Below are 20,434 nucleotides of genomic sequence, written 5' to 3' on the forward strand. Positions count from 1 at the left end.
GTTTTTTAGGATAGCAAAATACACATTATTATATAAAAAAGAAAGAGCACATGAAATGAACCAAAAGCTCATTCATTCTTTTCTTCGCTTATCTTCCTTAAAAAACGCATATTCTCCCTGTGAAGAGTAACCATAAGATCGCTCAGCATTCCGAAAACGAACATCTGGAAACCTGCAATGATAAGCAAGGTCGTGAGGATGGTCATAGGAATGCGCGTGACACCATGGAACCACTCGACAACAACATAAGTGCCGGTAAAGAGCCCTGCCATGATAAATGCACCACCGATCAGACCAAAATAGAACATCGGATTGTGAAGCCTGGCCATCTTATAGATAGTAGAACCTATCCTCATTCCATCTTTTAGAGGATTCAGTTTGGTAGCACCCTCCGAATGTCGTGCCAGATATGTCGTTGGAACTTCCTCGATACGCAGATCTTTCTTAACACTCTCGATAGTTATCTCGGACTCTACCTCGAACCCCAGTTTCTTCAATTCAAAGGACTTGATAGCCTTTTTATTAAAAGCACGGTAGCCTGTGAGAATATCGTTGAGCCACACACCATAGGCCATACCGAACATCTTGTTGATCAGCTTGTTACCCAGAAGATTGAGCCTGGTGAATGCCCCTTTCTCATAGTCGACCAACCTGTTACCCATTACATGATCGGCCTTTCCTTCAAGTACAGGACCAAGCACTGCATGGACATCCTTTGCAAGATTAGTACCATCACCATCGGCCATTACAACATAGTCCTCTTCGATAAGATCAAAGGCCTGCTTAATAGCCTGCCCTTTGCCCTTCCCGGTCTGGACAATGACCCTGGCTCCTTCAGCCTCAGCGATCTCACGCGTCCGGTCCTTGCTGTTACCATCTATAACAAGTATATTGTCAAAGCCTTCTGAGCGAAAGTCCCTGATGACCTGACCTACGGTAGCCTCTTCGTTAAGAGTAGGCAACAGAATACAGACATTCTCGTTTGTCATTGATAGAAAATAGAAATGAAAGGTCTTAAAGCAGACCCATGCTGTCAAGCTGCTGTCTTACGACCTCAACACCCTGCTCACAGTTCTCAGGGGATTTTCCGCCGGTGACCACAAGCTTTCCGGAACTGAAGATCAGAACTACGACCTTAGGATCATCGATACGGTAAACAAGACCAGGGAACTGTTCTGGTTCATACTCGATGTTCTCAAGACCAAGACCGATAGCAATTGCGTTAAGGTTCAGTACTGCCTGAAGGTCTGCTGATGCAACGATGTTCTGCACAGTGATCTCTGGATCCTCGATGGTCTTAATTCCAATACCATTGAGCTTCTTTGCCATGTTGCCTATGACAGTATGAACATCAGCCACGTTCTTTGCACCAGTACATACTACTTTACCGGAAGTAAAGACAAGGAATGCTGCTTTTGGGTCAGAGACACGATACACAAGCCCTGGGAACTTCTGCTTGTTATATTCCGCGCCCTCGAATTCAGCTTCTATCTTGGTAAGATCGAACTCCTCTGCAAGCTTGGTAGATGCGACCACATTTTCAATTTTGATGTTGTAATCTGACATAGTATAATCCTCATATTTAAAGCGGGCTAATATTCAACAATTCAGTATATAAACTTATACCCTCTTGTTTATATAGGTTTTTAAGAAAACTCATAAAATGATGAAAGTAGCAGGAATTTTACTATTAACTGCACTTTCGTTCAACTATCCTCTAACTTCTTAAGTCCATCTATGACAGCATCATATTTGCTGCAAACCCTTTCCAGCAGGTTACTTTCAAGGTTCTTGTGGGTCGGGATCAGAATGTCTGCGCCTTCTGAAACCTCAACTCCTTCGGTGGATGTACCATAATCCGGAGCTATGACCACCCCTGTAGAGGACACTCCCAGCCTTAGATCACTGACAATGCGCGCAACCATCTCTGTTGCAGGCTGGACCTTCTTGCTGATCACAAGTGCCTTTGAAGCATACCTTTCCTTGAGGTCCGCGATAAATTCGATACTTGACTCAGCCTTCTCACTATCCCCAACGTTCTCAAGAAGCCTGATAGAATCAATGAGGTCATCGAATGTTGTAGAACTCGCCTCAATGATCTCCCCGTCATAGTATTTGCTGACCTTTTCAACATAGCCTTTTGAGATCACAAGCTTGTAAACATCCTCAAGCTCATCCAGTTCGTCCTCGGTAGGATCATAGGCATTGATGACCTTGTACTCCCTGATGCCACAAAGGTCCATGAGGGATTCATACATAGGCGTGACACCGATGAACCTTCTTCCAAGCCACTTGTTAAGGCCGCTCTGCCCGCTCTGAAGACGGGAAAGCTCAACGATCTTCTTCTTCACAAGTTCAGGGTCATTGGATTCAAGACCGAAATAATCAGCGAACAGAGAAGTAGTACGAAGTAGCTTGGTCCTGCCATGAGGCAAAGCTTCAACAAAACCTCTCTCCTTCAGTTCCCTGATGTGATCATAGGCAGAGTTACCTCTCATATCCACAAGATCGGACTGGATAAGCGGCTGATGGTAGGCGATCATAGAAAGTGTGCGCAACATCGGAGCACTCAGTTCCTTTGGAGCAAATGGTCTCACCATATCAGTATACTTAGGCTTGACCTGCATCACATACCGTTCACCTAGGTCGATCACCTCGATACCAGACTCCCTTGAGGCATACTCATTCACCAGATCAGTGGCAATAGTTATGACCTGTTTTTTCTTCTTACCTGTAAGCTTGGCCAGGGTTGCCGCATCGATCGCGCCCCCGGCAGCAAAAAGCACTGCTTCGATGACTTCCTTATCACTCATATTTCCACTCATAAGCCGGAAAACACCTCTTAAACAGCCCTGATATCATGTTCAGCAGGGTAAACATACAGTTCACCGAACAGTTCCTTCTGTGTAAGCCAGACCTTCTTGTCCGTTGCAAGGAAAAGCAATGATACATACGTCATGATATTCTCAGACCGGTCATCTGTCATCAGGTCGGAGAGCATAACACATTCATGTTCTTTGAACGACTCGGTCAACATCTCACCCATATCCCTGACACGCCCAAGGATATCCTCCTCGTGGGCAATACCAAGAACCTCGTCAGTGGTTACCGCAGACCTCTCTTCCAGCTTGCGGTGGACACTACGGTCCTTCCTTCGGGTCTCGACCTTCTCGGCCTTTCGCAGCTCGACTATAAGTTCCTGAAGCGTAACAGGACGGGTGGCCCTGCGCCTTATCGGAAGTTTAGGGATAGGATATTCATCGACCTCATAGAGATCAAGTTCATCCTCGAACATGTCAAAGACATCCTCTTCCTCCTCTTCCTGAACTATTCCGGTGGACTTCATACGCAAAAGGATAGCTGCATAGAGAAGCGTCCTACCGGATATGCGCAGGTCAAGCATCTGCATCACTTCAATACGTTCGAGGAACATGTCGGTCACATTGACAATATCGATCTCCCAGGGATTGATGGCACCATCCTTTGCAAGGTTCATAAGGATCTCGACAGGCTCACTAAGCACATCCTCCGGGAACTCGAGAAGAGCCTCATCAACACCCATATCTCTTAAAGTCTCAACAAATGCCGGGTCGATGGTGCATGGTAATGAAACACCCGTTGCCGGAACGACATCGATCACCTGGACCATTTCCATGTCCTCTGCTATTTCGTTCAACGTAATTTCACACCTGTAATACTTGTAATGTTATTTTCCTGCATGGCAACACCAATGGTACGCTCTGCAGCCTCGATCATTGGTTTTCTCAGGGAGACGACAATGAACTGTGCATTGGCAACTGCCTTCTTGACACGCTGGGCAACCTTTCCTGCATTGGCACCGTCAAGGAACATATCGATCTCATCGAATGCATAGAACGGTGCTGGCCTGTATTGCTGGATAGCGAAAACAAATGAAAGGGCAGTGAGACTCTTCTCTCCTCCTGACATAGCTTCCAGACGCTGCAAGGTCTTTTCCTTTGGCTGTGCCTTCAATGTCAGGCCACCTGCAAAAGGATCATCATAATTATCAAGAACAAGCTCACCGATACCATCAGAAAGTTCATTGAATATCTCTCTGAAAGGTTCATTGATACCATCATAGGTCTCCATGAAAGTATCTTTCTTAAGCTGCTCATACTGTGATATACGCTCAAGGATCTGCTCCCTTTCAGATGATAGGGTATCACGTCTTGTAACGAGGTCATCAAGTCTTGCCTCTACCTCATCGTACTCATCGATAGCACGCATGTTCACAGGCTCAAGACGCTCCATTGCTTTCTCGATAGAACCGATCCTGGTGCGTACGGTCTCATAATTAGGGACTTCCTCGGACTCCTCGATACCACGTCTCTGGATCTCCTCTGCCAGTTCTGTGACCTGTTCATCAAGGGCTTCCTTAGTAGCTTTGAGAGCCATCATCTGTCTGGTGCTGTCATCGAATCTGACCCTTATCTTATCGTATTCCTTCTTCACAGCTACATGCTCATCATGCAAGCGGACACGTTCCTGCTGTAATTCCTTCAGTTCATCAGCAAGTTCATTCTCACGCTGCTGTTTCTCTTTAAGGGTTTCCTCAAGCTCAGTGATCTTTGCCTTAAGGTCAGCTACACGCTGTTTATGATTGGCCTTGTTCTCATCCATGGACTTGATGAGTTCCCTGTTATCCTCGATCTTCGTGTTTGCATAATCACGGTCAAGATTGAGTGCATTCAATGTGGAATCGATATCCCTTACACGACCATCCAGACGCCTGATCTCTTCATCAAGCTGCTCTGCCTGCCTGTTGAGTTCAGGGACCTCGGAACCTGCAAGTTTCTTTTCAAGGACCTCGATGTCCTTCTCAAGAGAGATAACAAGCTCTTCCTTTTCCTGCTTCTGGGTGACGGTCCTGTCCATCTCGTCCCTGAGTTCCTTACGGGACTCCTCTATCTCGATAAGCTCCTGACCCTTGGCCTCGATAAGCTGAGCAAGACGCTCGCCCCTGCCTTCGATCTCATCAAGTTGCATCTGCTTCTTGGAGATATCCTTGTCATGCTCATGGATCTCACGGTTTATCTGTGAGATGTGGCCTTCCACCTGATCAAGTTTCTTGATGGCATTGGCACGCTTTGAGTCGAGTTCGGTTATCTTCTCAGCTATTTTCACCAGCTTGTCCTTTTCGGAAGCAGCGAATGAAAGACCGGAACTCTGTGGCTGGGAACCACCGACCATTGCACCACTTTTCTCAATGACCTCACCTTCAAGGGTGACCATCCTTAAGCCTCCCATCAGGCGACGTGCATTGGTAAGTGTATCAACGACAAGAGTATCCCTGAAGACATTCCAGAACGCAGCCTCGAACTTCCTGTCAAAATCGACCAGATCCATGGCGTATCCAATTACACCCTCTCTGTCAGAAAGATCCTTATATGGCCTGCGGGCTTCCATCTTGTTCAATGGAAGGAATGTAGCTCGTCCGCCACGCCTCTGTTTAAGGAAAGATATGGCACGTGAGGCATCCTCGTCATTTTCAACAACAATAGATTGCATACGTCCACCGGCAGCTATACCAAGTGCATTGGAATACTTCTGGTCCACACTACCAAGTTCTGCGATAGTACCGTATATTCCCGGAAGACCGTGATGTTTCTTCTCGTTCATCACCATGTCAACTGCTTTGGAATACTTACTGTGGTCCTCTGCAGCACGCACACGCATCTCGATCCTTGCATAATCATTCTGGTGCTTTCGAAGCTCTTCCTCGAATTCCTTTACAATGGTCTTTAGCTGGGAACGGTTGTTCTCAAGGTCATCGATATCCTTTGTCAGGGCATCTATCTTTTCATTGAGCTTCTCAATATCATATTCAACCGACTTTGTATCACTATCAGAAGATTCAGCCTTCGACCTTGCATCAGCGATCTCACTTTCGATATCCCTGACCTCTGCAGACTTTCTCCTCAGGGAATCGAGAAGACGGTCCTCCTGACGCATCAGTTCATTTTTCTCATCCTTGATGGTCTCAAGTCTGGACTTAAGAGTGCTGAGCTCATCCCTTGTCTGAGCAAATTTAGCATCCACATCAGCGATCTTGCTCTGAAGGATCATGCGCTCGGTCTTGCGCTCGGACATTTCGGCAAGGATGCTCTCCTTCCTCATTGTCTCTTCAGAGATATTAGAATCAAGCTCCTCAAGTTTGCCTTTGATCTCATCGATCTCAACAAATATCTTCCTTCGTCTTGATTCGACATCTTCCATTTCCTTTTCAGAAAGCTCGATGGTGTCAACACACCTCGAAACTTCACCTCTGATACCTTCGATGTCCTTCTTGATCTGTATCTGTTCATCCTCACCCATCCTCTGGATGTTGATGGTCATTTCCTCGAGTTCCTGTTCGAGCTTCTCCACATCAAGACGTTTGGTCTCAAGACCAAGTTCCAGTTTACCAAGGACCTCTTCCTTGGCAACGATATCATCAGCAACTGACAGAAGTTCGGTCTTTGCATCCTTGAGCTTTGCAAGCAATACAAAACCCTCGAACTTCATCTTCTCTTCTTTAAGGGACTGATATTTGAGAGCCTGATCACGCTCTGTTTTGAGCTTTCCAAGCTGCTGACCTACCTCTTCTATGATTATGTCTACCCTTTCCACTCTTTCACGTACTATCTCAAGCTCACTGAGTGCCCTGTCCCTTTTACTATCGAACTCGGCAACACCGGCGATCTCATCGATGATCTTACGTCTCTCGGTGGGGGTCATATTGATGATGCGAGTAACATCTCCCTGCATCACAACGTTATAGCCCTCAGGGGTCACGCGGGCCTTGGCAAGATAAGTATGAACCTCAGTAAGGCTCGCAGCCTTGCCATTGAAATAGAAATAACTGTAATATCCGGAGTCTGTCTCACGGATCTTCCTTGTAATAGTGATCTCATCAGCATCGAACGGCATTTCACGGTCAACATTATCAAAACGGATAGTTACCTGTGCAAAATCCGGTTTTTTAGAACCTTCGCCATTGTAGATAAGATCGGTGAGCTTTTCAGCCCTCATTGTCCTTGAACTGGAAAGACCAAGCACGAAGAGGATCCCATCTATTATGTTAGATTTACCACTACCATTCGGACCGGAGATAGTGGTGAAACCATCAAAAAAAGGTATTTTTACCTTTTTCCCGAAGGATTTGAAGTTTATAAACTCAAGTTCCTTGATATACACGCGATTCCTCTGTTTTTATGAAAAAGATTATTTTCTTCGTGTGGTGACCACTACTGCATCTTCATCTTCACGAGCCTCAACGGTCTCGTATTCGGAATCTTCGTCATTACAGGATGATGGTGTGTCCTCTTCTGCAACTATATAATTACAGGATTCGGTCTGCCTGCGTGTATTCCCGGCAAGTCTGAGCTGGCGTTCATCATCGGTCTCTGCAATAATATACTCTGACCGGTGTTCGGGTTCAGGCATTTCAGGCTGCTTCACCGAAGGGACTTCCCTTACATTGAAACGTACATTTGAGGAAGGAGCGATCGATGATCGTTCCTCTGGATCCTGTCCGTCGGACCTGACAGAGACCCTTGAACTAACAGGTCTTGCTGTTGGAATAGGGCCTTTAGGAACCGGTCTTGCGTTAGGGACAGCAGAGGAAGCTACAGGAGAGGGCGGAACTGAAGCGCTTTCTGTCTGAGATGTGAATGGAGCGACAGGTTTTGTTTCCGGCCTGTACAACTTAGGAATTGCTACAGGGACCGGGGTTGGTTCTGGCTCTGGTGCCTCTTTCACAGGAGGCTCTGCAGACTGCCTTTTTTCCACTACCTTCTCTACTACCGGTGCTTTTGGCACAGAGGACTCTTTTAGGGCGCGAAGCATTGATTTCTGGTCAAGGAGCTCATCCATGATACCATTAAGATTACTGCTCAGGGACTGGACCTTACGTTCGAGCTGCACAATACGGTTGTGAAAATCGAGGTCGTTCTTAAGGTCACTTCTTATCTCACGGAGTATCGACTCACGGAGATTGGTCTTGATATCATCTATCTCTGATTCTTTTTCCTTGAGCTGCCGCTCAAGGCGTTCAATTACAAAGTCCCGGTTCTCTGTATTCATGAAAAGCCTCGCAAATCCATTCAGTCCCTCATCGCTGTTATGCGAAAATACTACGTTAATATATGAACAAAAGTATAATATACCTTATGGTCAGCTCATGTATTTTTTTCAACCAATAAATAAGTATTTAATTCGCCTCACCGGGCATAGATGCTGGAATTGTTTGTGACCGGGTCTTTCTCAACTGCAAATACGTGGTCAGCAGAATCAATGAGAGATTCATCATGAGATACGATAAGGATCTGTGCCACCCCTATATCCCTCATCATGTCAATGAGCTTTATCAACTGGTGTATATGTCCCCGGTCAAGGAAAACAGTAGGTTCATCCATTATAAGAGATGGGAGCCCTGCACCATCATTGGATGATGTTCCAAGTGACAACAACCGGTATATAGCACACCGGAGCACGAGATTGAACAAAGCACGTTCTCCACCACTTAGAAGCTTCGGCTCAAGGGCAGTACCATCCTTCTCGAAAACTGTGAGATTGTAATCAGGATCAAGCATCACATGAGAATATGCATTGTTGGAATACATGAATGAGAATATCTCATTTATCAACATATCAAGGGTCTGTATGTTACTGGAACGCAGATGTGCACGGATACGTACATACATGCTTTCAAGTTCCTCTGCATCGGAATATACTGCACTCAGATATTCCCCGCGATTCTTCAGCATGATCAGGTTCTTTTTAAGATCTGCAAGTCGTTTCCGGTCATTTTCAGCCATACCTGCCTTTTTCATCACATCATCCTTCTCGGCCTTCAACTTATCTAACTCGGAATTGATGAACTTGAAAGCAGATCCATAGTCCCTGTTAAGTGACTCGAGCTCCTTCTTATCGAACTCACCCATCTTCTTCTCGATATCTTCCAGAGATCCCTTTTTCTCCCCTATCTGACCATCAAAGAGAGAGATCATTTCCTGGATGCTCTTTATCTTTTCGTCCATCTGCCTGATCTCTGAATCGATCTTATCGAACTCACCAAGTAACTTTTGCATCTCACGAGCAAGTCCAAGCTTTCCAAGAAGGACGGAATGTTCTTTCAGGACAGACTCTTCTCCCTGCTTTATCTGCTGAACCTTTTCTCTGGTCTCAGCAAGAGTCGTTTCAAGAACCTCTTTACCGGATATCAGTTCTTTTACCCTAACCTCATCTTCCCTGATACGTAACCCATACTCTTCAATACGTTTCTCATCTCTCTCGATCGCTTCTTTAGCAGACCCGATATCCCTGATGACGGACTCAATTTCCGACCTATGACCACGGGCTGTTCTGACCTTTTCGACCCTTCCCTCAGCTTCACTCTTCTTTATCCTGAGTTCTGAAAGTTCCGTGCCCAGTTCAATTAACTCTTCATTATCAGAGACAGTTGATTCTTCCACACATGAACCTTTGAGCTCCTGACCACACGTAGGACATTTTCCTGCATCAAGGAGCTGCTTTGAGCGTTGAAGGCGATTCTTTATCTCAGAGACCTTCACCTTGAGTTCTGCTTCCTTAGCATGGAACATCTTCTGCTGGTCATTGACAAGATCAAGTACCTCATCGATATTCTCCAGTTTTTCAAGGCTCAGACCAAGAGACTCGATCTTAGCAACAACGTCCTTGCGCTTGTTGTCAAGCTCTCCGATACTAAGTCTGTGTTTCTCAATGCCATCCTTGATGGCTTTGATCTTAGACTCAACGTCCTTTCCTGAATTCTCAAGAGAACTTACCTGTTTCTCAATATCCTTCACTGACCGGACAGTATTGAGAACATCTTTTTCCAGTACAGCCTTTTTGCTTTTGGTCTCGCTGATATCATCACGCAAAGAACGCTCATCCTCATCCAGCTTTGAAACGACCGCATCAATGTTTTCAGGAGATGCTTCCAGCTTTCCCCCGATCTCTGAGACCCTGGACCTTTTTACCTCAAGAAGCTCCTTACGTGACCTGATATCCTTTAAAAGAGAGTCAATGGAAAGGAAGGATTTTGAACGCCTTTCAACCAATTCCCTGATCTGCTGTTGCACAGCCTCTTTCTTGCTGGCAAGTTCTCCCAGTTCGGACATCTTCTTTGTTACCTCGTCCATTCTGGAAAGAGTGCGATCCCTCTTCTCGTTCAAAGATGAAATTTCCCCATCGATCTCATTGGACCTCGTCCTCAAAGCAGCCAGTCTGCCACTTGGATCACTGTCCTCTACCAGAAGGATCTCACTGGTAACTTCCTTGATACGTCTTTCATTATCTCTCTGATGACGACCGACTCCCACCCTGGCACTTGAAGCCCTTTCACGATATTCCTCCAGTTTACCCAGTTGGAGAAGGTCATCGATCATCTTCTGCCGGTCCTTGGGTTTCGAGTTGATCAGAACATCGATCTCTCCCTGACGAATATAAACACAGTTCCTGTAAGCCTCTTCATCCATATTGAGAAGAGAATGAACTGCCTCATAGGTCCGTGTTGCCTGATCGAATATTATTTCCCCGTCCTTCTTAAAGACGGATCTTGTATTGGATGCACGCCCCTTTTCAGGATCGTTCCTGAAGGACTGCTCAACAGAATAGGTATGACCGTTCTGCTCGAACTCCAGAAATATAGATGCCTTTGAAGCCCCTTTTGTGATGATATCAGAAAGCACGAACTCCTTGTCCAGTGTCTTACTTCCGAAAAGTCCCGTAAAACATGCTTCAAGAAGACTGGACTTTCCACTGCCATTCACACCTGAGACGACTGTCACACCATTCTTGAAGGAGATGTCAAGCTCCTTATAGCTCCTTATATTCTCAACCTTCAGGCGTTTTAGCATCACAGGTAATCACCCAGATTATATTGACGGGGTTTCACAGAACCATTCTCTTTTTTCTCTTCCTCTGAAGAGGGTTTTTCTTCAGGGAGATCATCAAGAGCTTTTTCTGGAAGCTCTTCCTTATCTCCCTCTAAACCTGAGATATTATCAGTATCATGCACCTCTTTCTCATTGACCGACACATCTGATACGGCATCATCAGAAGTATCAGCAACTTCAGCATTGTGCTGATCAGGTACATCTTTTCCAGGCAAGGTCTCTTCTACATCATGGTCTACCATGACCTCGACCGGGGACTCTTCACCAATATTATCAACTTCAATTTCAGGAATCTCTTCAGACCTATCCGTTTCAACATCCACGGAAGGTACAGGAGTACTAAGGGACTCAACAGGTACGGATACAGAGAAATCGATCTTATCAAGCAGTTCACCCAGTTTGTTCTCCGCCTCATCACCAACCTTGGTCTTTACAACATGAGGGTCCCTTATGATATCATCAAGCAGCAGACCACCGGAAGTCAGGTTCATCTTCCTGATCTCTTCCTTGACAACATCATCCGGATCAGAGAAAGAGACATTTAAAGATGGATCTGCAAGCGTATCAACACCTGTACGAAGGTCCTTTATCCCCGGAACCAGTGCACCTCTTGAAAGAAGGAACCTCTCAACCTCACTGAGGTCCATTTTGGACATAACATCACCGGATAGTTCTACAAAGGCCACCTTATCGGTCAGGTCGTATTCCTTTATAGCGGAAAAAACATCATCCAGAGCATTCGAACCTTCTGTGAGAGCAACTGGTATGAAAACAAATTCACGGGTCGATATTGTCCGTTTACTTATCTCTATGCCACTTTTACCAATAGTGACTATATTATATGACCGGGGCTCACGCTCAGCGGTACTGTTCCTTTCGGTGCTCCCGGCATATGTGACCCATACATCATCCACTTTTGTGATCTCATACTTGTGATTATCTCCAAGAAGTACAGCATGAATATCGAACGGTATTGAATCGATCACTTCTTTGATATCCCATTCACCAAATGCGAATGGTTTTACGAGCTGATGCATCACAAGCAGATTATAACGTGCATCTGTCCCTTTGCCATTGAATGTAGAATAATCGAACAATGGTATCTTTGTCTTTGCAACACTGTCGATACCATATATTGCCACATCTCCCAGTCGGTAAGGCTCGGCCCCAAGGCGGGTCACAAGACCAAGACTACCGTAAAGATCAAGCCATTGGGTACTCTGTTTGCTCTCATGGTTACCAACAATAGCAAGCAAAGGAATACCTGCAGTCTTCAATCTTGAGAAAAGGCCCATGGCATCAAGAATATCATCAAGTGTAGGGTTCCTGGAATCGAACAGGTCTCCTGCATGAACTACAGCATCCACACTCATATCAATAGCATCATCCACCACATTGGAAAAAGCATTGAGAAAATCCTTTCGGCGCACATCACTGTGATACTGCCGATACCCAAGATGCGTATCCCCTGTGTGAAGTATCCTTATCTCATCCATCAGGGATTATCATATGTTTTTGTGATTTTTAATTGTTTGGGGCGGATAGAGAAATAGACATTGCCACAGCCTAATTGTATTGTTTTGATATTACAATTCTTTTTTATATAATAAATACCTAATAATACAACGGGCATCATGGATAGTAAAGGACAGATCACTATAGATTATCTTATCAGCGTCACTATTTTCCTGTTTGCAGTTGCTTTTGTATTCAACTACACTTCAGGCATATTCACACCTTTTATCTCGAATTCTGATGAAGTTACTCTTGTCGCTGACAGGGTCTCAACAGTCCTTGTAGAAATGACCCTGACCGAAGGAGATGGAAACGTCCCTAACATGGTGAACAGTTCGAAGGTAGATACATTCCTTACAGACCTCAACAATAGTTACGAAACAACTATCGATGACCTGGGTATGACCGGCTCATATGTCAGATATGACCTCAATGTAACACTCGAAAATGAGACAGGCATCATCCGTATGGCTGGCAAGGAAATGCCATCCGGAGTAAATATCGGACAGACGAAAAGAATAGTTCTTCTCAGATATACCGACACGGGGAACAGAGAGACGGCCATCATGTCATTCAGGGTGTGGTAACATGGTCATATGGATATTCCCGGATGAAATGGATACACACGGCCAGATGCATTCCCTGGAAGCATTGATGGCATCACTGATAATGATCGGAATAATAGTCTTCGCAGTAGAGGCTACTTCTCTGACACCCCTTACATCATCAACTGCAAATGCACACATAGAGGCACAATTGCAGACAATGGGACAGGATATGTTGAATACATTGTCCTACACAGGTCACGAGCATAACTCTGATCTTAAGAATGACATACTGAACTGGAACGGGACAGAATATGTGTGGAACGGGACAGGATACGACTCAAGAGACTCCAATAATATTACACTGGTGAACAGTTCACTTGGAGAGATATTTGAATTCATAGCTATCCCAAGAGGAATTGCCCACAATGTCCATTTCACATGGGTCAATGAGAATGGAATTACCATTTCCAGACCTTACATCTATAATGGGGACCCATCTGACAATGCGGTGATAGTTTCAAAGAAGGTTGTGCTTTCCGATTACGAAGTTGGGAACACATCGACCTTCATAGTAGATACAGGCATACCAGATGCAGATAATAGTAGCGAATTCTACAACATAGTCAACGTCAAGATGACACTCTGGAGAATGTGAGAGAACTGGGGCGTGAAACAATGAAAAGGTTCGATGATAGTGCACAGTTACTTATCCTTGCAGGATTTGCAGTGGGCGTAGGCATTGTAGTTCTTACCATAATGCTGAACAATGTGATATATGCCAGCAACATCGCATCTGAATCAAGCATTGATACTTCACGCAACGATATCGAGAATGCCATCAGTATGACCACAGAAGCATATGAAGATGCATACAGATCGGCAACAGAGGCAGGACCCTTCAATAATACTATTTTTGAACAATATCTGAACGGATACGAGGAAATGGCAGCAAGGAACTATGCCATAGCAGGCCTTACATTCAACCTTGATAATAACACACTGCATGAAGCATATATGACAAAGAACGGACTTTTCGATGGCGAAGATGACTGGACCATCGTCAGGAACGTCAATACAACGGATGTTTTCCTTTTCGAGGTCAACGATACCTCTACGCTTGGGAACAGTTCCAACAGTTTCATGATCACGATAACTAACAGCACAGGACTTCTATGGTCTGTGGAACTGTACAATTCCAGTGGGAATATAAATATCACCGTAACCGACCAGTCATCTGTTATTGAACAACACGTTGCCACCTCACAGATCAATGTGACAGGGGACATGAAAGATTATACCGTCCCAGCATCTTTCCAATTCGATTCCCATACGTCAGGAAATGACTATTCAATAAACATCGTCAATGGAAGCAATGTCATTGCTTACTGCACTTTAAATGGCACTCTTACTACCGGGGAGCCTTTCACTTTTGCAAGATATTTCGTAGCTAAACCCACGATCACAATGCATTCCAGGGAGATGAGCATAACACGCGAAATCCCAACATCCTTACCAGGGAGGGTATCATGAAATTACGTAACCTGAATGAGGACGATAATGCAGTATCGATAACAATAGGATTCATACTTACATTTTCGATAACTGTGATAATACTTGTAACTATACTCAGCTCGTTCTATTCTCTTATGGACAGAGCAGAACAGACCGTTATGCGAGATGAGTTCGAGATACATGGAAATGATATTGCAGTTCGTATCGCAACCATCGACACCATGATCGGAACTGCGACCAATGCAGGCTCTGACGTAGGAGAGCTCAGATATGAGCTGTCGCTTCCCGAGCGAATAGCGGGGAAAACATATTCCATAGAGATCGTTAACAGCAGCAAAGGTATCGTCTTTATGTCAGAGGAAAGGGAAGAAACAAAGATCATTGTCCCATACTACACCAAGAATACGGTGGTCCATTCAACTACATTACATAGCCCGAAGGGAGAGTACATTATCAGGTACGACCCCGGCGCTAATGCCATAATAATATCCTGAGGGAAAGGAAAATGACAGGAAGATATAAAATATTCACTTCAGATGATGCTGTATCAGAAGTTGTCGATTTCAGTATCACCCTTGGAATAATGCTCCTGGCAATAAGCATCATAGGCCTGGTGGGCTATCCTCTTATCGAACACATGAAGGAATCAGGACATATAGAGAATATCAAGCAGAGCTTTTCCGTTCTTACCCCTAACATGAACAAGATCGTCTCGGGCAAGGCCCCTTCACAATCCGTAGAACTGAAGATGTATGGAGGAGGCGTGTTCATCACAGGAAGCAGTTATATGAACATCACCATGGACAAGTGGAATGACTCCTCGTCCTCAATTGATACTATTTCCTTCGAAAGACAATTGCGTATGATACAGAATGACTACAAGTATACGACAATAGCCTATGAGAATACAGGTGCATGGGCAAGATATCCCCCTGGCGGATCGGTCATGGTAACAAAACCGATGTTCGCATATGACGACAGTTCAATGATCATCCCCATGGTGACCATCACAGGAACAAAAGGGATCTCTGGTTCCGGGCTTATCAGAGTTATCTCAGAGGGCGGACAGCTCGCAGTAGAAAAATACGAGAATGTATCCAGGGTCCGGATCGAGATATCCAGTGAATATTATGATGCATGGGCAAGATATCTGGACAATTCCGTAGGCATGCAGATGATCGATCTTAATTCAAGCAGCAGGACCGCGATCATGGAAAAGAACTACAGCCAGAATATCGATGTTTTCGTAACAGTATCGCCAATGAGTGTGACCGTAGAGTGAACAATATAATTTAAAGGTGTTATATCATGAAAAACTTCATAGGATCAGAAAAAGCTGTCTCTGCAGTAGTAGGAGTAATAGTGATACTTGCACTTACGATCACATCGATCAGCGTGATCTTCCTGTATGGTGTTCCAACTATATACAAGATGGAAGATATGGCAAATGCCCAGAAAGTGGAGCAGGCCTTCACGGTATTCGACTCAAGGACCAGTAAGGTGGCTTTAGGTGAGTCACCAAGTCAGACCACATCATTCTCAATGATGGATGGGGACATACAGGTGAACGGGAATAATGCATCATACGAAGAGAGTAAGATCGTTGTTATTTCTGTTGATATAGATGCCGCATGGTACAATAGTTTCAAACAGAAAAGATACAGATGGGAGGGGTGGAAGAACTACACCAGTAATCCCGGTATGAACGAGTTCAATTCTTCAATGGGAAGTATTGTTTTCACCAATGATGACAGGGTCATCGGTTATGAGGGTGGAGGAGTATGGTCCAGATACCCTAATGGAAGATCAGTGATGATCTCACCTCCTGAATTCCACTATAATGGAGAAACTCTTACCCTGCCAATAATGAGAATTGAAGGAGATGCTGCATCTGGTGGAGTATCTGATGTCGCAGTAACGATCAGCTCAGACAATATGCCTACCATAATGTATCCGGACCCTGCAACTGATTCCAGAAGAACGAATCCTCTTACATCGGATAAGGTCATCATTTACATCAAGAGCGAGTTCTATAATGCCTGGGCAGATTACGCAAATTCCCTTGCATATGCCAGTGCTGTAACAGATGACACAAACAAGACAGCAGTCATAGAACTTGAAGTTATTCCTGCAATGGGTAAGGACACTCTTAAAACTGCTTTCAAGATCGGTGCTGTCAATCAGGATAATCCGGCACCCATATACAATTTCTCATTCGACCTCGAAGCAAGGGCATCACAAGGTTTGAACCCGAGTAACTACCAGATCACTGCCACCTCAGGAACAAAGACACTGACCTATACACTTGCAAAGAAAGGTGGTGCCAACCAGCTTGAAATAGGAGTTATCTATGAGGATGTTGCCCCGGGCGGAGGAATTGAAACATGGGAAGGTAATACTGAATTTCCCGTAAGTGGCACGAAAGAAGACCAATCTGCAAATGTGGACCTGCTTTCAACAACATTGACCCTGGAATATGAAGAGAGCAGCGATTTCTCATGGGCGAACAATACATCGATCAGTATAACTCCTGATATTGAATACACCGGTGGGGAAGATGTTGCATTATATGATCTGACACAACATTACCTGAAACTTCTGACGATGGAAGGATCTGTTGTGTTCAACCTGCAGCAACCAGGAAATTCCGATCCAGTGGACTATGATGAATCAACCCTTACTTTGTACTATGATGGAATGCCTGGAAGTATCACTTATCTTCATGTGAGCAGAAATGACCTTGTAGCGACATTGAACTAAGACTGTACTATAATCAGTAAGACCTCTCTGTGTAACAAAATATCACTCATATTTAACAAATCTTTTTTATATTGAGATGGTCATATATACAGACTGAATGAAAGATGAGAGCGGACAGATAGCCGTTGATTTCCTGTTGGGCATATCCCTGGTCCTCATTGCTCTTTCTTTCACAATGCAGTTCGTCCCAGGGCTTTTTACGTCAGGTTCAGCAGGGGAGAGTAGTTTAGACTATACAGCTTACCGCACAGCCACGATCCTTGTAGAGGACACTGGCTGGTGGGAGCACAGCACCGGGAATGGAACTGACTGGGAGACACACACCTCTGATCTGATGAGGATCGGCCTTGCTGTTGACGATGAACCGGGAACAAGGCTCACCAACGTACCCAACCTCATCTCAAAAGATAAGATCGGACAGTTCATGCTACTTGATGAAAGCATTATGGTCGAGGTGCTCGGATTATACAATAATGTTGATGGGTCGCGTTTTGCCTACGGGTACAATATATCGATCACAAAGAAAGGAGCAATCATTAACGTCAATAACACGGCCATTACCCGTGGAACAACAGTCCCGGACGACCAGGAGATCGCAAAGATCTCAAGGATAGTACTGATAGAACATGGAACAACTGCTGTCCTTAAAGGAGATAGTATTACCAGTTCATCCTCATCAAAGGCAACTGTTAACATAACAGGACCTTTTGAAGAGAACATAACAATACAGCTCCAGAATTTAAATATCAGTGGAGTAGGTCCTGCTTTTGTGAATGCCAGCCTTGACGGAGCAATACTGACACAACCTGCTGATATGACCATCTACAGACTGGAAGGATGGGATCATTCACCATTTAGTGGAAGCCTGAACGGTACAGATGTGATCTGTTTTAACATCGACAACTCACTTTTCAATATGGGTACTGAATACAGGATCGACCTGGAGTTCAGTAACGTTACATTCAACAATACAGGAACATCTTTTGTAAATTACAATAATATCAGCAGCCCGCTCTACGAACCTGCTTACCTCACAGTGGAGGTGTGGCAATGAACGAGAAGGGGCAGTTGCATACCCTGGAAGGACTGGCAGCAGCTCTGATGATAACGATGACAGTGCTTGTGATATCACAAAGTACCATGATGGTAACCCCACAGAATGAGCTGGCTGTGAACGTCCATCTTGAGCAGCTCAGTTCAGATGCTCTTGCGGTCATTGATACCGCAGACTCCGGTTCAGTAGAACATGACCTTACAGAATGTGTTTCAAGCTGGAACATGATGGAAGCAACATATCCTGCAAGTAGCCTCTGTGATCTTGATGATGAACTTTCTTACCTGTTGCCTGGTGTACTGTACAACATCGAACTTGCGTACTTCAAGGACCAGAACCTCAATGTGAAGAAGGTTATAATCAATGGTCCACCCGGTGAGAACTCTGTTGTTGTAAGGAGATTTGTAACAATTACCAACGAGACAGTAAATGATGCCGGAGGTGGCTGGAACCTGAAAGAAGATGAATTGAGGGTCGTAGAAGTGAGGATGACAACATGGAAAGTATGAAAGATAATACGAACGGACAATGGATCATTCTTTCTGGACTAGTCATATCACTTATACTTATAGGACTTGCCACCCTGGCCAACCAGGCAGTTATAGCAGGATATCATTCATCCAATGCCGCTCTTGAGTTTCCCAAAGAGAGCATCAGGGAACTAAATTCACATACCAGGGACAATGCAAGGATAATAAAGGACCTCACACTCCATATCAACAGCACCAGTAATGATACTGTACCGTTTATCTATGAAGGTCTTTTCAAAAATTATAGTGAACAGATAGAGGGCCTTTATGCACTCCATGGGGAAACCGCAGACCTTACACTGGTATCTGTTAATTCCACTAATGGAACGGTCAACACATCTGACATCGACATGATATTTGTCAATATCACATATTTCGACGGTAACACATACTATTCTTCAAGACCCGAGATAATCGAGGTGAATGAATGAAGATGCTCAAAGATGAGTCCGGAAGTTCACTACTATTCGAATACATATTGTTCTCCCTGATATGCATTGGCTTTTTCATGGTAGTGAGTATCAATTCCAATGAGATCTTCATCCAGAGACCAAATGAGGTTGTAATGGAGGATGAGATGAGCGATATAGGGAATATGATGAGCACACTGATCACTGACATATATCTGATACTTCCAGATAACGGTAAAATAGAAACAGAGTACAGGATCCCTGAGAAAGTTGGAAAAGAGACGTACATCATCAACGCGGATATCGCTTATACGGACCAGATAATAGAAGTGGTCTCATCATCAGGAAAGACAGTAAGGGTGACCATCGGCGGGATCGCTACTACAATGCCTATCAACGGAACGGTCTCAAGCAGTTCCACATACCACATGATCAGTTATGATTCAACAAGATAGAAAAGATTCAGCTGTTTCGGAGACACTTGGATACATACTTTTGTTCGGTATTGTCACCCTGTCCATGGGAGTGATCTATACGGTGGGCTATCCCGTACTGCAAAGTAACATGGACTCCAATATATTTGAAAGTGCAGAGCAGAGTTTCATCGTACTCCAGAGTGGAATGGACCGTGTAGCCTTTGACCAGGTACCTTTGAAGATACTTAAAATGAAGTTGCAGGGGTCATCTTTGGCCATAAGTAACACATCATCGGTCACCATTACATATGATGGGAACCCGCCATTGAATATAACAACCGGCGATCTTGTTTTTGAAAAAGCAGGAAAGAAGATAAGCTATGAGCTGGGAGGGGTCTTCAAATCATATCCACCTGATTCAACTGTAATGGTATCACAGCCTCCCATATATGCGATCACCAGTGACAATGTGGAAGTGACAACTATAGGGATCGTTTCACTCAAAGGCAGCGATTATGTCTCTGGAAGAGGTATAGCTACCCTCACTATCGAACATGGATCCAGCACCATGGAGCGCACAACATCACCTACAAATGTAGATATACAAATTAACAGCCCCTATGCACCAAGATGGGCAGAATATCTTGAAGACAACGGGTTCTCAGTAACAAATATCACATCTTCCTCCGTCCATGCAAGTAAGAACAATACTATCCTGATCCTGAGTCTGCATGAGATAGATGTGGATATATCCTGAAAAAGATAAG

General features: G+C 44.6%; 19 protein-coding genes. 11 read left to right on the forward strand and 8 right to left on the reverse strand.

Annotation, left to right across the window (positions count from 1 at the left end; genetic code table 11):
• Positions 1 to 68: 68 nt before the first annotated feature.
• The 8 genes from aglJ to BM008_RS09655 all read right to left on the reverse strand — a co-directional run bounded on the left by aglJ (position 69) and on the right by BM008_RS09655 (position 12,418).
• Positions 69 to 989: an S-layer glycoprotein N-glycosyltransferase AglJ gene (aglJ, locus tag BM008_RS09620; protein ID WP_091936437.1), complete on the reverse strand. Its 921-nt coding sequence runs from the start codon at positions 987 to 989 to the stop codon at positions 69 to 71.
• A gap of 25 nt (positions 990 to 1,014) precedes the next feature.
• On the reverse strand, positions 1,015 to 1,566 hold the full coding sequence (locus BM008_RS09625) for a TATA-box-binding protein (RefSeq protein WP_091936439.1): 552 nt from the start codon (positions 1,564 to 1,566) through the stop codon (positions 1,015 to 1,017).
• Positions 1,567 to 1,706: 140 nt separating this feature from the next.
• Positions 1,707 to 2,813 (reverse strand): SMC-Scp complex subunit ScpB, encoded by a 1,107-nt coding sequence (gene scpB, locus BM008_RS09630; RefSeq protein WP_091936948.1) that lies wholly within the window; start codon positions 2,811 to 2,813, stop codon positions 1,707 to 1,709.
• A 29-nt stretch (positions 2,814 to 2,842) separates the two neighbouring features.
• Positions 2,843 to 3,676 (reverse strand): segregation/condensation protein A, encoded by an 834-nt coding sequence (locus BM008_RS09635; RefSeq protein WP_245747994.1) that lies wholly within the window; start codon positions 3,674 to 3,676, stop codon positions 2,843 to 2,845.
• Positions 3,673 to 7,197 carry a chromosome segregation protein SMC gene (smc, locus tag BM008_RS09640; RefSeq protein ID WP_091936441.1) on the reverse strand — a complete coding sequence of 1,175 codons (3,525 nt, stop codon included), beginning with the start codon at positions 7,195 to 7,197 and terminating at the stop codon, positions 3,673 to 3,675. The genes BM008_RS09635 and smc overlap by 4 nt, the downstream gene beginning before the upstream one ends.
• A 27-nt stretch (positions 7,198 to 7,224) precedes the next feature.
• Positions 7,225 to 8,085: a hypothetical protein gene (locus BM008_RS09645; RefSeq protein WP_091936443.1), complete on the reverse strand. Its 861-nt coding sequence runs from the start codon at positions 8,083 to 8,085 to the stop codon at positions 7,225 to 7,227.
• A 137-nt stretch (positions 8,086 to 8,222) separates the two neighbouring features.
• Positions 8,223 to 10,883, reverse strand: coding sequence for an AAA family ATPase (locus BM008_RS09650; protein WP_091936445.1), 2,661 nt, complete (start codon positions 10,881 to 10,883; stop codon positions 8,223 to 8,225).
• Entirely contained in the window at positions 10,883 to 12,418 is a 1,536-nt protein-coding gene (locus BM008_RS09655) for a metallophosphoesterase family protein (protein ID WP_091936447.1), read from the reverse strand. The genes BM008_RS09650 and BM008_RS09655 overlap by 1 nt, the downstream gene beginning before the upstream one ends.
• 138 nt (positions 12,419 to 12,556) lie before the next feature.
• Between BM008_RS09655 and BM008_RS09660 the strand changes: the two genes are divergently transcribed.
• The 11 genes from BM008_RS09660 to BM008_RS09710 all read left to right on the forward strand — a co-directional run bounded on the left by BM008_RS09660 (position 12,557) and on the right by BM008_RS09710 (position 20,424).
• Positions 12,557 to 13,024, forward strand: a complete 468-nt coding sequence (locus tag BM008_RS09660; RefSeq protein ID WP_091936449.1) for a DUF7287 family protein — start codon at positions 12,557 to 12,559, stop codon at positions 13,022 to 13,024.
• 1 nt (position 13,025) lies between these two features.
• A complete protein-coding gene (locus BM008_RS09665; RefSeq protein WP_245747995.1) occupies positions 13,026 to 13,640 on the forward strand; it encodes a DUF7288 family protein in 615 nt (204 codons plus the stop codon).
• Between the two features lie 20 nt (positions 13,641 to 13,660).
• Positions 13,661 to 14,515, forward strand: a complete 855-nt coding sequence (locus BM008_RS09670; RefSeq protein ID WP_143072335.1) for a hypothetical protein — start codon at positions 13,661 to 13,663, stop codon at positions 14,513 to 14,515.
• Positions 14,512 to 14,991 carry a DUF7266 family protein gene (locus tag BM008_RS09675; protein WP_091936453.1) on the forward strand — a complete coding sequence of 160 codons (480 nt, stop codon included), beginning with the start codon at positions 14,512 to 14,514 and terminating at the stop codon, positions 14,989 to 14,991. Before BM008_RS09670 ends, BM008_RS09675 begins: the two co-directional genes overlap by 4 nt.
• Positions 14,992 to 15,002: 11 nt before the next feature.
• Positions 15,003 to 15,779: a DUF7289 family protein gene (locus BM008_RS09680; RefSeq protein WP_091936455.1), complete on the forward strand. Its 777-nt coding sequence runs from the start codon at positions 15,003 to 15,005 to the stop codon at positions 15,777 to 15,779.
• A 26-nt stretch (positions 15,780 to 15,805) separates the two neighbouring features.
• A complete protein-coding gene (locus tag BM008_RS09685) occupies positions 15,806 to 17,257 on the forward strand; it encodes a DUF7289 family protein (RefSeq protein WP_245747996.1) in 1,452 nt (483 codons plus the stop codon).
• 97 nt (positions 17,258 to 17,354) lie between these two features.
• Entirely contained in the window at positions 17,355 to 18,311 is a 957-nt protein-coding gene (locus tag BM008_RS09690; protein WP_091936459.1) for a DUF7287 family protein, read from the forward strand.
• Positions 18,308 to 18,820 carry a DUF7288 family protein gene (locus tag BM008_RS09695; RefSeq protein WP_091936461.1) on the forward strand — a complete coding sequence of 171 codons (513 nt, stop codon included), beginning with the start codon at positions 18,308 to 18,310 and terminating at the stop codon, positions 18,818 to 18,820. Before BM008_RS09690 ends, BM008_RS09695 begins: the two co-directional genes overlap by 4 nt.
• Positions 18,808 to 19,272 (forward strand): hypothetical protein, encoded by a 465-nt coding sequence (locus BM008_RS09700; protein WP_091936463.1) that lies wholly within the window; start codon positions 18,808 to 18,810, stop codon positions 19,270 to 19,272. The genes BM008_RS09695 and BM008_RS09700 overlap by 13 nt, the downstream gene beginning before the upstream one ends.
• Positions 19,269 to 19,706, forward strand: coding sequence for a hypothetical protein (locus tag BM008_RS09705; protein WP_091936465.1), 438 nt, complete (start codon positions 19,269 to 19,271; stop codon positions 19,704 to 19,706). The genes BM008_RS09700 and BM008_RS09705 overlap by 4 nt, the downstream gene beginning before the upstream one ends.
• Entirely contained in the window at positions 19,690 to 20,424 is a 735-nt protein-coding gene (locus BM008_RS09710) for a DUF7289 family protein (RefSeq protein WP_091936467.1), read from the forward strand. The genes BM008_RS09705 and BM008_RS09710 overlap by 17 nt, the downstream gene beginning before the upstream one ends.
• The last annotated feature ends 10 nt before the right edge of the window (positions 20,425 to 20,434 follow it).

Source organism: Methanolobus profundi, assembly GCF_900114835.1.
Taxonomy (GTDB): domain Archaea; phylum Halobacteriota; class Methanosarcinia; order Methanosarcinales; family Methanosarcinaceae; genus Methanolobus; species Methanolobus profundi.

Excerpts from the sequence above, each read along its gene's own strand:
- BM008_RS09660 (WP_091936449.1), top strand. The coding sequence starts at position 12,557 with ATGGATAGTAAAGGACAGATCACTATAGATTATCTTATCAGCGTCACT.
- BM008_RS09650 (WP_091936445.1), bottom strand. The coding sequence starts at position 10,883 with ATGCTAAAACGCCTGAAGGTTGAGAATATAAGGAGCTATAAGGAGCTT.
- BM008_RS09645 (WP_091936443.1), bottom strand. The coding sequence starts at position 8,085 with ATGAATACAGAGAACCGGGACTTTGTAATTGAACGCCTTGAGCGGCAG.
- BM008_RS09655 (WP_091936447.1), bottom strand. The coding sequence starts at position 12,418 with ATGGATGAGATAAGGATACTTCACACAGGGGATACGCATCTTGGGTAT.
- BM008_RS09675 (WP_091936453.1), top strand. The coding sequence starts at position 14,512 with ATGAAATTACGTAACCTGAATGAGGACGATAATGCAGTATCGATAACA.
- BM008_RS09685 (WP_245747996.1), top strand. The coding sequence starts at position 15,806 with ATGAAAAACTTCATAGGATCAGAAAAAGCTGTCTCTGCAGTAGTAGGA.
- BM008_RS09690 (WP_091936459.1), top strand. The coding sequence starts at position 17,355 with ATGAAAGATGAGAGCGGACAGATAGCCGTTGATTTCCTGTTGGGCATA.
- BM008_RS09710 (WP_091936467.1), top strand. The coding sequence starts at position 19,690 with ATGATTCAACAAGATAGAAAAGATTCAGCTGTTTCGGAGACACTTGGA.
- BM008_RS09680 (WP_091936455.1), top strand. The coding sequence starts at position 15,003 with ATGACAGGAAGATATAAAATATTCACTTCAGATGATGCTGTATCAGAA.
- BM008_RS09665 (WP_245747995.1), top strand. The coding sequence starts at position 13,026 with ATGGTCATATGGATATTCCCGGATGAAATGGATACACACGGCCAGATG.
- BM008_RS09670 (WP_143072335.1), top strand. The coding sequence starts at position 13,661 with ATGAAAAGGTTCGATGATAGTGCACAGTTACTTATCCTTGCAGGATTT.
- BM008_RS09700 (WP_091936463.1), top strand. The coding sequence starts at position 18,808 with ATGGAAAGTATGAAAGATAATACGAACGGACAATGGATCATTCTTTCT.
- scpB (WP_091936948.1), bottom strand. The coding sequence starts at position 2,813 with ATGAGTGATAAGGAAGTCATCGAAGCAGTGCTTTTTGCTGCCGGGGGC.
- aglJ (WP_091936437.1), bottom strand. The coding sequence starts at position 989 with ATGACAAACGAGAATGTCTGTATTCTGTTGCCTACTCTTAACGAAGAG.
- BM008_RS09695 (WP_091936461.1), top strand. The coding sequence starts at position 18,308 with ATGAACGAGAAGGGGCAGTTGCATACCCTGGAAGGACTGGCAGCAGCT.
- BM008_RS09625 (WP_091936439.1), bottom strand. The coding sequence starts at position 1,566 with ATGTCAGATTACAACATCAAAATTGAAAATGTGGTCGCATCTACCAAG.
- BM008_RS09705 (WP_091936465.1), top strand. The coding sequence starts at position 19,269 with ATGAAGATGCTCAAAGATGAGTCCGGAAGTTCACTACTATTCGAATAC.